Raw genomic sequence first — 13,419 nt, forward strand, 5'->3', positions numbered from 1 at the left:
CTCCGCAATGCCGATCGAGCCACCGCCATGCCCCTGCAGGATCCCGCTTCCCTCTACGCCACCCACCTGGCCGTACTCAAGCAGCGCGCCGACGAAGCGCTGGCGCGCGGCGGTTTCGACCACTTGGTGATCCCCAGCGGCACCCTGCACTACCAACTGTTCGACGACCGCGACTACCCCTACGCGGTCAACCCGCAGTTCAAGGCGTGGCTGCCGCTGACCCAGGTGCCCAACAGCTGGCTGGTCTACACGCCGGGCCGGCGCCCGCAGGTGATCTTCCACCAGCCGTTCGACTACTGGCACGTGGTACCGGCCGCGCCCAGCGGCTGGTGGGTGGAACACTGCGACATCCACATCATCCGCCAGCCGCAGGAGGCGCTGGCGCTGCTGCCCAAGCCGGCCGCGCGCTGCGCCATCCTCGGCGAAACGCAAAGCACGCTGGGCGAGTACGCGCCCAACAATCCGCCGGCCGTGGTCGACTACCTGGAATACCACCGCGCCTACAAGACGCCCTACGAACTGGCGCTGATGCGCCAGGCGCAGCACCTGGCGGTGCGCGGCCACCGCGCCGCCGAAGCGGCTTTCCGCGAGGGCCGCGACGAATTCGCCATACACATGGCCTATTGCAGCGCGGTGGGCCAGGACGCCAACGACCTGCCCTACGGCAACATCGTGGCCGTCAACGAACACGGCGCGGTGCTGCACTACACGCAGCTGGACCGTGCCCCGGCCGATGCCCCGCGCAGCTTCCTGATCGACGCGGGCGCGTCGGCGGCGGGCTATGCCAGCGACATCACCCGCAGCTACGCGGCCGATCCCGGCAGCGAGTTCCAGGCGATGATCGAGGCGGTGGACCGCGCGCAGGTCGCGATGGGCCAGGGCGTGCGCAACGGCGTGGACTACAAGCAGCTGCACGTGGACGCGCATCTGTCGCTGATGGGCATCCTCAAGGACTTCGGCGTGCTGAAGGTGTCGCCGGAAGCGGCGCTGGCCACCGGCGTGAGCGCGGCATTCTTCCCGCACGGCCTGGGCCATCTGATCGGCCTGCAGGTGCACGACGTGGCCGGCTTCGCCGCCAGCGACCGCGGCGGTCGCATCGAGCGCCCCGCCGGCCACCCCTACCTGCGCATGACCCGCGTGCTGGCGCCGGGCATGGTGGTGACCATCGAGCCGGGCGTGTACTTCATCGACATGCTGCTGGACGACGTGAAGAAGAACGGCCACGCCGACAGCGTGGACTGGGACCGCGTGGCACAGTTCCGCCCGTACGGCGGCATCCGCATCGAGGACGAGGTGGTGTGCACCGAGGGCGAGCCGGAGAACCTGACGCGCCCGGTGTTCGCGGCGGCGGAAGAAGAAGCGCGCGACCTGAAGTTCGTGGCGCACTAGCCCGCTTGCGGAGTGCGCCGGAAGCGAAGCCGCTTCGCGGCTTCGCTCCCGAAGTTTGCTGCGAAAACCTTGGGGCCCATCCGCCCGCCTTGCCGGTCCCCGCGGCGATCGCCGCGCCCCCTCACGAAGAGGCTTTGCGCTATCAGATGAGCGGGGGGCTGGTGGGGTCTTGTTTCGCGGTGGCCATGAAGGCTTCGATTTCGTCGGCGCTGCGTTCCAGTTCGCCCGTCAGTACCTGATGGCCTTCGGCGGTGATCAGCACATCGTCCTCGGTGCGGATGCCGATGCCGCGCCACTTCGCCTCCACCGTGTCGTCGTCCGGGGCGACATACAGGCCCGGCTCCAGGGTGAACACCATGCCGGGTTCGAGCAGTCGCGATTCGCCGCCCAGGCGATATTCGCCCACGTCATGCACGTCCAGGCCGAGCCAGTGGCCGGTCTTGTGCCGGTAGAAACGCCGGTACAGGCCTTCGTCGATGTTGGTCTGCAACTTGCCCTTCAACAGGCCGAGCCGCAGCAAGCCTTCGGTCAGCACTTCCACCGCCGCCAGGTGCCCGGCTTCGTAGGCCACCCCGGGGCGCGCCTGCGCCAGCGCGGCGGCCTGCGCATGCCCGACCAGGTCGTGCAGCGCGCGCTGCTCGCGGGTGAAGCGCCCGTTGACCGGGAAGGTGCGGGTGATGTCGCTGGCATAGCCGCGGTACTCGGCGCCGGCATCGATCAACACCAGGTCGCCGTCGCGGCTGCGCGCGCTGTTGTCGCGGTAATGCAGCACGCAGGCGTTCGCGCCGGCGCCCACGATGGTGCCGTACGCCGGCCAGGCATCGCCGGCGCGGAACTCGCGTTCGACATCCGCCTGCAGTTCGTACTCGTGGATGCCGGGCCGCGCGGCGCGCATCGCGGCACGGTGGGCACGCACGCTCAGGTCGGCCGCGCGCTGCATCAGCGCGATCTCGTCGCGCGACTTGAACAGGCGCTGCTCATGCAGCAGGTGGCCCAGCTCCAGGAACTCGTGCGGCGGCTGCGCGCCGTAGCGCACCTGCGAACGCACGCGGTTCACCCAGCCGATCAGCTTGAGGTCGAAATCGGCGTCGCGCCCGAAGTGGTAGTACACGCGCGAGCGGCCTTCGAGCAGGCCGGGCAGGATGTCATCGAGGTCTTCGATCGGGTACGCATCGTCCATGCCGTAGTCGTCCACGGCGCCTTCCTGCCCGGCACGGGGACCATCCCAGGCTTCGCGCTCGGCGTCGCGCTCGCGGCAGAACAGGATCACCTCGCCATGGCGGCGGCCGGGAATCAGCACCAGCACCGCGTCGGGCTCGGGAAAACCGCACAGGTACCAGAAATCCGAATCCTGCCGGTACGGGTAGTGCGTATCGTGGCTGCGCACGCGCTCGGGCGCGGCCGGCAGCACGAGGATCGCCTGGTCGCCGGCCATCTGCATCAGCTGGCGGCGGCGGCGCGCGTACTCGGCGGCGCTGATCCCGGTCAGGCGCTTCATGCGGCGCCCTTCAGTTCAGGCGTTGGCGGTAGCGCGGCCCGAGCACGCAATCGCCATGCAGCAGCAAGGCCGCCACGCGCACGAATTCCTCGATCTCCGCCAGCGCGCTTTCATCCTCGTCGGCGCTGTCGAAGTCGCTGCTGGAGGCCTGCGCCAGGCGCGCCAGGTCCTGTAGCGCCTCCTCGCCTTCTTCCGACAACTGCGGGCGGGTGCGTGCCGCCAGCCCGAATCCGCCCAGGAAGGCACGGCACCATTCGAACAGCGCATCGGCGCGCGCGGCCAGCGGCGCGCCGTCCTCGGCCAGCAGCAACTCGAAGGCGAAGTCGCGATCGCCCAGCTCGCGCGCGCTCACCGTGCGCAGCTGGTCCAGCGCGCCGCCGGGTGCCGGCGCGGGCAGGCTGTCGTCGGCCAGCACGCGGGCCGGCCAGGCGGGCACGTCCTCGCCCCCGGCGGCCAGCCAGCCGCACAGGCCACCGTGCAGCTCGGCCGCACTGGCGGCCAGGCCCAGTCGCTGGCTCTCTTCCTGGACCGCCAGGACGTCCGGCAATTCGCTCATCTGTTTCGGTTTCCGCACACGTGGGGCATGCCGAGGCCGCGCAGCATGCGACATCGGGTGTCCAAGTGTAGCAATCCGGTGGGATTGTCTTGTCGGTTCGCGCCGCGCGGGCGACACTCGCGCATCACCCGTCGCACTGCCTTCCATGCCGCTCGCCAGTTCCGCCGCCCTGCTGCTCCAACGTCCCTTCGCGGTCATTGCCGCAGGCCTGGCCTCGGCGGCCACCGCCGCCGCGTTCTGGCGTACCCGCCTGGCGCACCGCGACCAGCGCCTGGACGGCGCCGCGCCGCAGGCGCTGCGGATGATCGAGGAAGCGGTCCTGCTGCTGGACGAGCACGATTGCGTGCTGGACGCCAACCCGGCCTTCCTGCGCCTGGGCGGCTGGCACGAGGAAGCCGAACTGCGCCGGCGCACCTTCTCCGGCCTGCAGGCGGGCAGCGAGGAGGCCCCCGAGCCGGTAGGCGAGGACGAAATCTGGCTGCGCCGCGCCGATGGCCGGCTCGTCCCGTGCCGGGTAACCCGCCAGGCACTCTCGGCCCCCGGGCCGGCGCGTAGCCTGCTGTGCCTGCGCGATATCGGCGAATCGCGCCGCGCCGAGCGCGAGCTGCGCTACCTGGCCAACTACGACACCCTCACCGGGCTGCCGCTGCGCGCCCGCCTGGCCGAACACCTGGCGCACGCGCTGGTGGAGGCGCGCCGCGAAAGCCGCACCGTCGCCCTGCTGGCCATGGACATCGACCACCTGGGGCATATCAACGACTGGCTCGGCCACCGCGCCGGCGACCAAGCGCTGCGCGCCACCGCCGAGCGGCTGGCGGCGATCATCGGCCAGCGCGGCGTGCTGGCCCGCCTGGGCGGCGACGAGTTCGCCGTGGTGATCAACGCCGCCGACGCCACGCGCCAGGCCGAGCAGCTGGCCGAGGACATCCTGCGCGCCTTTGCCGAGCCGCTGCTGCTGGGCGATGACCACACCACCATCGTCTCGCTGTCGATGGGCATCGCCGAGGCGCCGGCGCACGGCCGGCTGCCCAGCGAATTGCTGGCCCACGCCGAGAGCGCGACCCGCCGCGCCAAGGCTGCCGGCCGCCGCACGTGGCGCGCATATTCGGCCATGCTCGACCGCGCCAGCCACCGCCGCGCGCGCATCGCCAACGCGCTGCGTTCCACCGAAATGGACCGCTGCTTCCACCTGGTGTTCCAGCCGCGGCTATCGCTGCGCAGCGGGCGCATGGCGGCGGTCGAGGCGTTGCTGCGCTGGCACGACGATGGGTTCGGCAACGTGTCGCCGGAGGAATTCATCCCCATCGCCGAGCAGATCGGCGTGATGCCGGAGATCGGCAGTTGGGTGCTGCGCCAGGCCTGCGCCACGCTGGCACAGTGGCGCGAGGAAGGCATCACCGAGCTGCGCATGTCGGTCAACGTGTCGGCCTGGCAGTTGCGCCAGCCCATCTTCGCGCTGGAGGTGGCCGACCTGCTGACCGCGCACGACCTGCCGGCGGGCTGCCTGGAACTGGAACTCACCGAGACGGCGATGCTGGCCGAAGGCGAGCGCGGCATCGCCCTGCTGCGCGAACTGCGCGAGCTGGGCGTGGGCATCGCCATCGACGACTTCGGCACCGGCTATTCCTCGCTGGCCTACCTGCGCCAGCTACCGGTGACCACGCTGAAGATCGGCCAGCCGTTCGTCACCGACCTGGCCCAGGGGGGCGGGCCGATCGTGGCGGCGATCATCGCGATGGGCCACGCGCTGGGCCTGCTGGTGGTGGCCGAAGGGGTGGAGTACACCCGCCAGCGCGATTTCCTGCAGGCCCACCATTGCGACGAGATCCAGGGCTACCTGGTGGCGCCGGGCCGCGACGCGGCGGCCTGCCGCGCCCTGCTGCAGCCGCAGGCCGGGGTGCGTACCCCGCTGCTGGCCGTGCCTTGACCGCCGCGCGAGCCGCCCCCTAGTCTTGGCCGATGGAACCGACCGATCCCCTCGCCGAATTGCGCGCGCTCGCCGCCCGGGTCGAGGGGCTGGTCGAACGCGCACAGCGCCTGGCCGATGAGAACCGCAGCCTGCGCCACCAGCAGGAGCAGCTGATCGCCGAGCGCGCGCAGCTGCTGACCAAGAACGAGCAGGCACGTTCGCGCGTGGAAGCGATGATCGCCCGCCTCAAGTCGCTGGAGCAGCACACGTGAGCCAAGGCACCGAACCGGTCAGCGTCCGCATCCTGGACCGCGAGTACACCGTGGGCGTCACCGCCGAGGAGCGCGACAGCCTCGCCGCCGCCGCCCGCCTGCTCGACGCGCGCATGCGCGAAATCCGCGGCAGCAACCGCATGGTCGCGCTGGACCGGCTGGCCGTGCTGTCGGCCTTGAACCTGGCGCACGAGCTGCAGCAGCTGCGCGAGGAACAGGCACGCCAGCAACGCGAGCTGGCGCGCACGCTCGGCGAGCTCAACCGCCGCCTGGACGGCGTGTCCGATACACCGCGTTGAAGCGGAATACGCATTCCCATCGCAACAATGAATCCCCGGGCAACCGTTTGCGCGCCGATGGACTGGCGGGGCGCGCGGCGCTGGCTATAATGGCGCTGCGTTCTCTGCTGTGAACGACGGCGTGTGCAAACATTCGCCTTGTCCCTTAATAACGACACCGGGGGCGCGACGACGCCGGGTGTGCATGTCCGCCTCGTAGCGGAAAGCCCGATGGTTTCCCAGCGTTCCCACTTGAACCTCGGGTTCAAGGTCGTTTCGCATGCATCGTCACCGCGGAGAATGCAATATTCCGCAGGAGCGGCTCCCGCAAGGGCGCCGCTCCTGTTTTTTGCGGCGTTGCCCGCGCGCCCCGCCGCGCCTTCCCTGCCCCGACTGGACCCGCATGACGGACGACCGCGACGCCCTGCGCCGTGAACTGCGCGACCGCCGCCGCGCACTGCCCGCGGCCACCCGCATCGCCGCCGCCGACGCGCTCGCCGAGCGCCTGCTCGCGCTGCCCTTCGCCCCGCGCAGCGGCTTCGTCGCCGGCTACTGGGCGATGGATGGCGAGATCGGCCTGCATCGCTGGCAGTTGAGCCTGCCGCCGCAGGTGCGCTATTGCCTGCCCGTACTGCACGGCCAGGTACTGCGCTTCGCGCCCTGGCGCGCCGGCGAGCCGCTCAAGCAGAACCGCTACGGCATCCCCGAGCCGGACATCGACCCGGCACAGGCGCTGCCGGCCGAGGCAATCGACCTGGTCGTCGCGCCGCTGGTCGGCTTCGACGCGCGCGGCGGCCGGCTGGGCATGGGAGGCGGCTGGTATGATCGCAGCTTCGCTTTCCGTCAGCGCCAGGCGGCACCGCCCTGGCTGGTCGGTGTCGGCTTCGGGGTGCAGGAAGTGGCCGCGCTGGCGGTCGCCGACTGGGACGTCCCGCTCGACGCGATCTGCACCGAACTCGCCACCCACCTGATCCAGACCGTTCCCGCATGACCGCACGCAAGCGCTACTGGCTGATGAAGTCCGAACCGGACGCCTTCTCCATCGACGACCTGCAGCGCGTCGGCACCGAGCCGTGGAACGGGGTGCGCAACTACCAGGCGCGCAACTTCATGCGCGACGGGATGAAGGTGGGCGACGGGGTGCTGTTCTACCACTCCAACACCCAGGTGCCGGGCATCGTCGGCTTGGCCACGGTGGCCAGCGAGGCCTACCCGGACGCGACCCAGTTCGACCCGAAATCCGACTACTACGACCCCAAGGCCACGCGCGAGGAACCGCGCTGGCTGCTGGTGGACGTGGCATTCGAGCGCAAGCTCAAGCGCACGATCCCGCTGGAGGAGATCAAGCAGCACGCCGAGGAACTCGGCGAAGGCTTCGCGCTGATCGCGCGCGGCAACCGGCTGTCGATCCTGCCGGTCACCGCGGCGCAGTGGAAGTTCCTGCTGTCGCTGGAGTAAGGCGCGCCCTCCCGATTCCCCGTTGCAGATCCCCAACATGTCCGAAGCAAAGCGGCTGGCCGCCGAAAAGGCCATCGAGTACGTCCAGGACGGCATGATCGTCGGCGTGGGCACCGGTTCGACGGTGGCCTACTTCATCGACGCCCTGGGCCGGATCGGCCACCGCATCAAGGGCGCGGTCTCCAGCTCCGAGCAGAGCACGCAGCGCCTGCGCGCGCACGGCATCGAGGTGCTGGACCTCAACCACACCGGCACCTTGTCGCTGTACGTGGACGGCGCCGACGAGTGCGACCCCTCGCGCTGCCTGATCAAGGGCGGCGGAGCGGCGTTGACGCGCGAGAAGATCATCGCCGAGGCCAGCGAGCGCTTCGTGTGCATCATCGACCCGAGCAAGCAGGTGCCGGTGCTGGGCAAGTTCCCGCTGCCGATCGAGGTCATCCCGATGGCGCGCAGCCTGGTCGCCCGGCAGATCCTGGAGCGCACGGGCGGGCAGCCGGCCTGGCGCGAAGGCGTGGTGACCGACAACGGCAACGTGGTGCTGGACATCCACCACCTGCGCATCACCGACCCGGTGGCGCTGGAGCGCGAGCTCAACCAGATTCCCGGCGTGGTGTGCGTGGGGTTGTTCGCGCGGCGGCGGGCGGATGTGGTGATCGTGGGTGGGGAGCCGCCGGTCGTTCTCTGAGTTCTTGCGTTTTTCGGCGGTCTTTTCTGGGGCGCGGGGCGCCCGGGGGCGCTGCCCTGCAGGGGACGCCGAAAACGGCGCTCCATGGCCCCGCGCTCGTGAGGCGACCTCCTGTCGCCTCACGCCCCCCGCAGGGCAGCGCCCCCGGGCACCCTCGCGCATCAGGACGACCGGAACGGAAGCGGCTTTACCAAGACCTTGACGACGCATCGACCATGGCCGATGGTGCGCCGTCCCTTCCTACTCCCTCGCCTGCCATGAACCTGTTCCGCTTGCTCGCCCTCGCCTCGATCTTCGCCCTGGCCGGCTGTGCCAGCGCCGGCTCGCACTGGGTCGAGCTCGGGGGCCAGCGCTACCAGGTCGAGCTGGCGCAGGACGAAGCCTCGCGCGCGCGCGGCCTGATGTTCCGCGACGAGATGCCGGCCGACCACGGCATGCTGTTCATCCACGAGCGCGAGGAGCCGCAGGCGTACTGGATGAAGAACACCAAGATCGCGCTGGACATCCTGTATTTCGACAACCAGCGCCGCCTGGTCTCGCAGCAGCGCGACGTGCCGCCCTGCACGCTGGGCGATGGCTGCCCGCCCTACCCGAGCCAGGGTGCGGCGCGCTACGTGCTCGAACTCAACGCCGGCCAGGCCAACCGCCTGCAGCTGAAGGACGGCGCGGAACTCACCTTCGGCCCGGGTATCCCGACCGCGCCCTGAATCCGCTTCGCCCGACGCCGATGTCGGGACCTGCCGGACTTGAACCCCCGCGCTTTTGGCCGCAACCTTTGGCGCATGGGGGATAGACTGACATTGCCAAGCTGGACGACCCTGGCGAAGGTGGACGACGACGCACTGCCGCTGCTGTCCACCGCGCTGCTGATCGCGCGCGACGAATACCCGGGCCTGGATGCGGACCTGTACGACACGCTCGTGCAGAGCCATGTCGAGCACCTGCGCACGGAAGTGGACGCCATCGCGCTGTGGCCGCTGAAGATGGCCGCGGTCAACCGGCACCTGTTCGACGAGCTCGGCTACGCCGGCAACCACGACGAATATTACGATCCGCGCAACAGCTATCTGAACGAAGTCTTCGAGCGTCGCCTCGGCAACCCGATCTCGCTGGCGATGGTGCAGATGGAAGTGGCGCGGCGGCTGGGCATCCCGCTGGACGGCGTGTCCTTCCCGGGGCATTTCCTGGTGCGCCTGCCGGTCGACGACGGGCTGCTGGTGATGGACCCGTTCAACGGCGGTCGCCCGTTGGGCGTGGACGAACTGCGCGAACGCGCGCGCCCGCACCTGGGCGGCGAATTGCCCGACGACCGCGCGCTGTTGCAGATCCTCGACCCGGCCCCGCACCGCGCGATCCTCGTGCGCATGCTGCGCAACCTGCACGGCGTGTACGCCGAGGACGACCAATGGGATCGCGCCGCGCGCAGCGCCGACCGCATCCTCAAGCTGATGCCGGACCAGCCCGAAGCGCTGCGCGACCGCGGCATGGCGTATCTGCAACTCGAACACCGGCACGGTGCGCGGCAGGACCTCTCGCGCTACCTCCAGCTCAACCCGCAGGCGCGCGATGCGGCGTCCATCCGCGAGCGGCTGGTGGAACTGAGCCCGGATCGCACGCGGATGCACTGAACCACGGGCTTGGGCGGTCGCGCGGACCGGTTCACGCGCCTACAGCGGGTGCCATCCGCGACTGGCGATCACCGGCACCGCGGCACCCCGCGGCTTGCCGTCAGTCCATCTCCATCATTTCGAAATCGTCCTTGGTCACGCCGCAGTCTGGGCAGGTCCAGGTGTCGGGAATGTCTTCCCAGCGCGTGCCCGGGGCGATGCCCTCTTCCGGCAGGCCGTCGGCTTCGCGGTAGATGAAGCCGCAGACGACGCACATCCAGTTCCGGTAGGTGGTCGCGGTTGCATCGCTCATCGGATAATCACGCTGGCCAATCGGGGGAAACGGCATTGTCCCACCCCGCCCGCCCCATCGGAAGCCGCTCCATGAATCCACGCCTTGCCCGCCGCGGCCTGTACCTCATCACCCCCGACGAGACCGACACTCATCGGCTGCTGGCCCGCACCACGCCGCTGCTGCCGGGCATCGCCTGGCTGCAGTACCGCAACAAGGCCGTCGATGCCGACACCCGCCAGGCCCAGGCCGGCGCGCTGGCGCAGCTGTGCCGCGAACACGGCGTGCCGTTCATCGTCAACGACGATGCGAAGCTGGCCGAGGTGGTGGAAGCCGATGGCGTGCACCTGGGCGAGGACGATGGCGACATCGCCGCCGCGCGCGCGCTGCTGGGACGCGACGCCATCGTCGGCGCTTCCTGTTACGACGATCCCGCGCTCGCCCGGCGCGCGGTGGCCGCCGGCGCCAGCTATGTGGCCTTTGGCGCGTTCTTTCCCAGCGCCAGCAAGCAGAACACGCGCCAGGCACGTCCGGCGCTGCTGAGCGAGGCCGCAACGCTGGGGGTGCCGCGGGTGGCGATCGGCGGCATCACCCCGGACAATGGCGCGGCGCTGGTGGCGGCCGGGGCCGACCTGCTGGCGGTGATCAGCGGTATCTACGCCGCGCCGGCCCCGCTCGATGCGCTGCGCGCCTACCGCGCGTGCTTCTCCGCCTGACCTTCCTGTTTCCCGCACGGACATCCCGATGAACCACGAACGCTCGCACGCCCTGTTCTCCCGCGCCCAGCAGCTGATTCCCGGCGGGGTGAATTCGCCGGTGCGCGCGTTCCGCTCGGTCGGCGGCGAGCCCTTCTTCGTACAGCGTGCCGATGGCGCCTACCTGTTCGACGTGGACGGCAACCGCTACATCGACTACGTGGGTTCCTGGGGCCCGATGATCGCCGGCCACAACCACCCCGCGGTGCGCGAAGCGGTGGAGCGCGCGATCCGCGACGGCCTTTCCTACGGCGCGCCGTGCGCGGCGGAGGTGACGATGGCCGAAACGATCACCCGCCTGGTGCCTTCGTGCGAGATGGTGCGCATGGTCAACTCGGGCACCGAGGCCACCTTGTCGGCGATCCGCCTGGCGCGCGGCGCCACCGGGCGCAGCCGCATCGTCAAGTTCGAAGGCTGCTACCACGGCCACGGCGACTCGTTCCTGGTGAAGGCCGGCAGCGGCATGCTCACCCTGGGCGTGCCCACCTCGCCGGGGGTGCCGGCAGGCCTGAGCGAGCTCACCGCCACGCTGAGCTACAACGATTTCGACGGCGCGACCGCGCTGTTCGACGAGATCGGCGGGGAGATCGCCGCGGTGATCATCGAGCCGGTGGTCGGCAACGCCAACTGCATCCCGCCGCTGCCGGGCTACCTGGAGCATCTGCGCGCGCTGTGCACGCGCCACGGCGCGGTGCTGATCTTCGACGAGGTGATGACCGGCTTCCGCGTCGCCCTGGGCGGGGCGCAAGCGCATTACGGCATCACCCCGGACCTGACCACGTTCGGCAAGATCATCGGCGGCGGCATGCCCGTGGGCGCCTATGGCGGCCGGCGCGAGCTGATGTCGCAGATCGCGCCGGCCGGCCCGATCTACCAGGCCGGCACGCTGAGCGGCAACCCGGTGGCGATGGCCGCCGGCCTGGCGATGCTGGAACTGGTGCAGGCCCCGGATTTCCACCGCGACCTGACCACCGCCACCGCCCGCCTGTGCGAAGGCCTGGAAGCGGCCGCGGGCGAAGCCGGCGTGCCGGTGACCACCAACCAAGTGGGTGCGATGTTCGGCCTGTTCTTCACCGCGCAGAAGGTGACGACCTACGCGCAGGCCACCGCCTGCGACATCCCCGCGTTCAACCGCTTCTTCCACGCCATGCTCGAACGCGGCGTGTTCCTGGCGCCTTCGGCCTACGAGGCCGGCTTCGTGTCCAGCGCGCACGATTCGGCGGTGCTGGATGCCACGCTGAAGGCCGCGCGCGAAGCCTTCCAGGTGGTGGCCGCCGGCTGAGCCGCCGGCGCTGCGGCGTGCTCAGCCGAAGCTGAGCGTGCCGCGCATCAGCGCGAAATGGCCCGGGAACGAGCAGAAGAAGCTGTAAGCGCCGCCTTTCTGCAAAAGCCGGGTCGAGAAACGCACGGTTGCCACCTGGCCGCCGCCGATGACTTTCGTATGCGCGATGACGCGCGGGTCGTTTGGCGGCACGTAATCGTCCTCCAGGCGCGCGCGCATGCCGGCCATCGCCACCGCCTGCATGTCGGCCGAACGCGTGAGCACCCAGTTATGGCCCATTGCCCGGGCCGCCAGCGTGCCGGTATGGCGCAGCGTCAGCACGACCTCGGTGCAGTCCGCCGCCACCTTCAATGCCGCGGTGTCAAAGCGCATCTGGTCGTTGCTGTTGACCGTGAACGCGCAGCTGCGCGCCGAGGCCTGCGACGCGGCGCCCAGGCCAGCGAGGCACAGGACGAGGGCGAGAGGGAATTTCATGCAACGTGCTCCGGAACCGATGGCGCCATTCTAGAAAGCGCGTTCCCGCCGCGGGCGCGACCGGATGTCGCAGCACCCGGCGAGGCGATGACATCCGTCGCAAGCGTAGGCGGCCGGCCAACGCGCGAGCGCGTGCTCGCCCCCTTATGATCGGCCGATGATGCCCCACCCACCACTGCGCACCTTGCTGCTCGATTTCGATGGCGTGGTGGCGCACTACAGCCGCGCCATTCGTTTGCGCCACCTGGCCGAGCATGCCGGCTGCCCGGCGACCCATGTCCACGACGTGCTGTTCGTCTCGGGCCTGGAGACCGCCTATGACGGCGGGGAACTCGGCACGGCGGAGTATCTGGCGCGGCTTGGCACGGGCCTCGGCCGGCCGGTGGACGAGGCCACGTGGATCGACGCGCGCGTGGCGGCATGCCGGCCGTTCGCCGAGGTGGCCGAGACCGCGCACCGGCTCTCGGCGCGGATGCAGGTGGCGGTGCTGACCAACAACGGGCCGCTGATGGCGCAGGCGATCACGCGGATCGTGCCGGGCTTGTCGGTGCCGGTGTTCTGCAGCGGCCAGTTGGGCGGGCGCAAACCGCAGCGCGAAGTGTACGAGCGCGCGTTGGCAGCGCTGGACGCGCAGGCACGCCGAACGCTGTTCGTGGACGACCTGTTCGTGAATGTCCGTGGCGCGCGCGCGGCGGGATTGTGGGCGGAAACCTCGCGCGACCCGCGCGGATTCCGGCGGGTGCTGTCGCGGCATGGGCTGGCCTAGGGCGCGCAACGAAGGGACGCCCATCCGCTGGAACAACAATCTCGATCCCCATCCACCAGCCACCGCGAGGGCGGCGAAAAGAAGCGACGTGCTTTGCCCTTTCGTCCGCCGCAGAAATTTATCGGGCCTGCGGGGGCTGGGCCCTTTCGGGACCGTAGGCGACATGGATGTCGCCTACGAGCCCCCATGGATGGGTTC

The 13,419-nt window shown here is 70.1% G+C and carries 16 protein-coding genes and 1 other RNA gene; 13 read left to right on the forward strand and 4 right to left on the reverse strand.

The window, feature by feature from the left end; translation table 11 throughout:
• Window positions 1-27 precede the first annotated feature (27 nt).
• Window positions 28-1,389 carry a Xaa-Pro dipeptidase gene (gene pepQ / locus P6166_RS15820; protein WP_277765403.1) on the forward strand — a complete coding sequence of 454 codons (1,362 nt, stop codon included), beginning with the start codon at window positions 28-30 and terminating at the stop codon, window positions 1,387-1,389.
• Between the two features lie 142 nt (window positions 1,390-1,531).
• Here pepQ and pepP read toward each other — a convergent pair whose 3' ends face one another.
• A complete protein-coding gene (gene pepP, locus P6166_RS15825) occupies window positions 1,532-2,887 on the reverse strand; it encodes a Xaa-Pro aminopeptidase (protein WP_277765404.1) in 1,356 nt (451 codons plus the stop codon).
• A gap of 10 nt (window positions 2,888-2,897) precedes the next feature.
• Entirely contained in the window at window positions 2,898-3,443 is a 546-nt protein-coding gene (locus P6166_RS15830) for a YecA family protein (protein ID WP_277765405.1), read from the reverse strand.
• A gap of 145 nt (window positions 3,444-3,588) precedes the next feature.
• Between P6166_RS15830 and P6166_RS15835 the strand changes: the two genes are divergently transcribed.
• The 9 genes from P6166_RS15835 to P6166_RS15875 all read left to right on the forward strand — a co-directional run bounded on the left by P6166_RS15835 (window position 3,589) and on the right by P6166_RS15875 (window position 9,673).
• Entirely contained in the window at window positions 3,589-5,370 is a 1,782-nt protein-coding gene (locus P6166_RS15835) for an EAL domain-containing protein (RefSeq protein WP_277765406.1), read from the forward strand.
• Between the two features lie 32 nt (window positions 5,371-5,402).
• A complete protein-coding gene (locus tag P6166_RS15840) occupies window positions 5,403-5,624 on the forward strand; it encodes a TIGR02449 family protein (RefSeq protein WP_277765407.1) in 222 nt (73 codons plus the stop codon).
• Window positions 5,621-5,923: a cell division protein ZapA gene (locus P6166_RS15845; RefSeq protein ID WP_277765408.1), complete on the forward strand. Its 303-nt coding sequence runs from the start codon at window positions 5,621-5,623 to the stop codon at window positions 5,921-5,923. Before P6166_RS15840 ends, P6166_RS15845 begins: the two co-directional genes overlap by 4 nt.
• A 98-nt stretch (window positions 5,924-6,021) precedes the next feature.
• Window positions 6,022-6,206, forward strand: a non-coding RNA gene (ssrS, locus tag P6166_RS15850) — 6S RNA.
• A 99-nt stretch (window positions 6,207-6,305) separates the two neighbouring features.
• Window positions 6,306-6,893: a 5-formyltetrahydrofolate cyclo-ligase gene (locus P6166_RS15855; protein ID WP_277765409.1), complete on the forward strand. Its 588-nt coding sequence runs from the start codon at window positions 6,306-6,308 to the stop codon at window positions 6,891-6,893.
• Entirely contained in the window at window positions 6,890-7,360 is a 471-nt protein-coding gene (locus tag P6166_RS15860) for an EVE domain-containing protein (RefSeq protein WP_277765410.1), read from the forward strand. The genes P6166_RS15855 and P6166_RS15860 overlap by 4 nt, the downstream gene beginning before the upstream one ends.
• 37 nt (window positions 7,361-7,397) lie before the next feature.
• On the forward strand, window positions 7,398-8,045 hold the full coding sequence (gene rpiA, locus P6166_RS15865) for a ribose-5-phosphate isomerase RpiA (protein WP_277765411.1): 648 nt from the start codon (window positions 7,398-7,400) through the stop codon (window positions 8,043-8,045).
• Window positions 8,046-8,302: 257 nt separating this feature from the next.
• Window positions 8,303-8,752: a DUF192 domain-containing protein gene (locus tag P6166_RS15870; RefSeq protein WP_277765412.1), complete on the forward strand. Its 450-nt coding sequence runs from the start codon at window positions 8,303-8,305 to the stop codon at window positions 8,750-8,752.
• A gap of 75 nt (window positions 8,753-8,827) precedes the next feature.
• Window positions 8,828-9,673, forward strand: coding sequence for a SirB1 family protein (locus P6166_RS15875; protein ID WP_277765413.1), 846 nt, complete (start codon window positions 8,828-8,830; stop codon window positions 9,671-9,673).
• A gap of 100 nt (window positions 9,674-9,773) precedes the next feature.
• Here the strand turns inward: P6166_RS15875 and P6166_RS15880 are convergent, their stop codons facing one another.
• Window positions 9,774-9,965, reverse strand: a complete 192-nt coding sequence (locus P6166_RS15880) for a rubredoxin (RefSeq protein ID WP_277765414.1) — start codon at window positions 9,963-9,965, stop codon at window positions 9,774-9,776.
• Window positions 9,966-10,036: 71 nt separating this feature from the next.
• On the opposite strand from P6166_RS15880, the gene thiE reads away from it, so the two are divergent.
• The gene (gene thiE, locus P6166_RS15885; protein ID WP_277765415.1) at window positions 10,037-10,660 is read left to right on the forward strand and encodes a thiamine phosphate synthase; all 624 of its coding nucleotides are present in this window, start codon (window positions 10,037-10,039) and stop codon (window positions 10,658-10,660) included.
• 28 nt (window positions 10,661-10,688) lie between these two features.
• Window positions 10,689-11,981 carry a glutamate-1-semialdehyde 2,1-aminomutase gene (gene hemL, locus P6166_RS15890; protein WP_277765416.1) on the forward strand — a complete coding sequence of 431 codons (1,293 nt, stop codon included), beginning with the start codon at window positions 10,689-10,691 and terminating at the stop codon, window positions 11,979-11,981.
• Between the two features lie 21 nt (window positions 11,982-12,002).
• Here the strand turns inward: hemL and azu are convergent, their stop codons facing one another.
• On the reverse strand, window positions 12,003-12,455 hold the full coding sequence (gene azu / locus P6166_RS15895; protein ID WP_277765417.1) for an azurin: 453 nt from the start codon (window positions 12,453-12,455) through the stop codon (window positions 12,003-12,005).
• Window positions 12,456-12,612: 157 nt separating this feature from the next.
• Between azu and P6166_RS15900 the strand changes: the two genes are divergently transcribed.
• On the forward strand, window positions 12,613-13,221 hold the full coding sequence (locus P6166_RS15900; RefSeq protein WP_277765418.1) for an HAD-IA family hydrolase: 609 nt from the start codon (window positions 12,613-12,615) through the stop codon (window positions 13,219-13,221).
• Window positions 13,222-13,419: the final 198 nt, after the last annotated feature.

This window comes from Stenotrophomonas sp. HITSZ_GD (genome assembly GCF_029543105.1).
Classification (GTDB): domain Bacteria; phylum Pseudomonadota; class Gammaproteobacteria; order Xanthomonadales; family Xanthomonadaceae; genus Stenotrophomonas_A.

What these genes read in the sequence shown, in the direction of transcription:
- pepQ (WP_277765403.1), top strand. Translation starts at nt 28, where the DNA reads ATGCCCCTGCAGGATCCCGCTTCCCTCTACGCCACCCACCTGGCCGTA.
- pepP (WP_277765404.1), bottom strand. Translation starts at nt 2,887, where the DNA reads ATGAAGCGCCTGACCGGGATCAGCGCCGCCGAGTACGCGCGCCGCCGC.
- P6166_RS15830 (WP_277765405.1), bottom strand. Translation starts at nt 3,443, where the DNA reads ATGAGCGAATTGCCGGACGTCCTGGCGGTCCAGGAAGAGAGCCAGCGA.
- P6166_RS15835 (WP_277765406.1), top strand. Translation starts at nt 3,589, where the DNA reads ATGCCGCTCGCCAGTTCCGCCGCCCTGCTGCTCCAACGTCCCTTCGCG.
- P6166_RS15840 (WP_277765407.1), top strand. Translation starts at nt 5,403, where the DNA reads ATGGAACCGACCGATCCCCTCGCCGAATTGCGCGCGCTCGCCGCCCGG.
- P6166_RS15855 (WP_277765409.1), top strand. Translation starts at nt 6,306, where the DNA reads ATGACGGACGACCGCGACGCCCTGCGCCGTGAACTGCGCGACCGCCGC.
- P6166_RS15860 (WP_277765410.1), top strand. Translation starts at nt 6,890, where the DNA reads ATGACCGCACGCAAGCGCTACTGGCTGATGAAGTCCGAACCGGACGCC.
- rpiA (WP_277765411.1), top strand. Translation starts at nt 7,398, where the DNA reads ATGTCCGAAGCAAAGCGGCTGGCCGCCGAAAAGGCCATCGAGTACGTC.
- P6166_RS15870 (WP_277765412.1), top strand. Translation starts at nt 8,303, where the DNA reads ATGAACCTGTTCCGCTTGCTCGCCCTCGCCTCGATCTTCGCCCTGGCC.
- P6166_RS15875 (WP_277765413.1), top strand. Translation starts at nt 8,828, where the DNA reads ATGGGGGATAGACTGACATTGCCAAGCTGGACGACCCTGGCGAAGGTG.
- P6166_RS15880 (WP_277765414.1), bottom strand. Translation starts at nt 9,965, where the DNA reads ATGAGCGATGCAACCGCGACCACCTACCGGAACTGGATGTGCGTCGTC.
- thiE (WP_277765415.1), top strand. Translation starts at nt 10,037, where the DNA reads ATGAATCCACGCCTTGCCCGCCGCGGCCTGTACCTCATCACCCCCGAC.
- hemL (WP_277765416.1), top strand. Translation starts at nt 10,689, where the DNA reads ATGAACCACGAACGCTCGCACGCCCTGTTCTCCCGCGCCCAGCAGCTG.
- azu (WP_277765417.1), bottom strand. Translation starts at nt 12,455, where the DNA reads ATGAAATTCCCTCTCGCCCTCGTCCTGTGCCTCGCTGGCCTGGGCGCC.
- P6166_RS15900 (WP_277765418.1), top strand. Translation starts at nt 12,613, where the DNA reads ATGATGCCCCACCCACCACTGCGCACCTTGCTGCTCGATTTCGATGGC.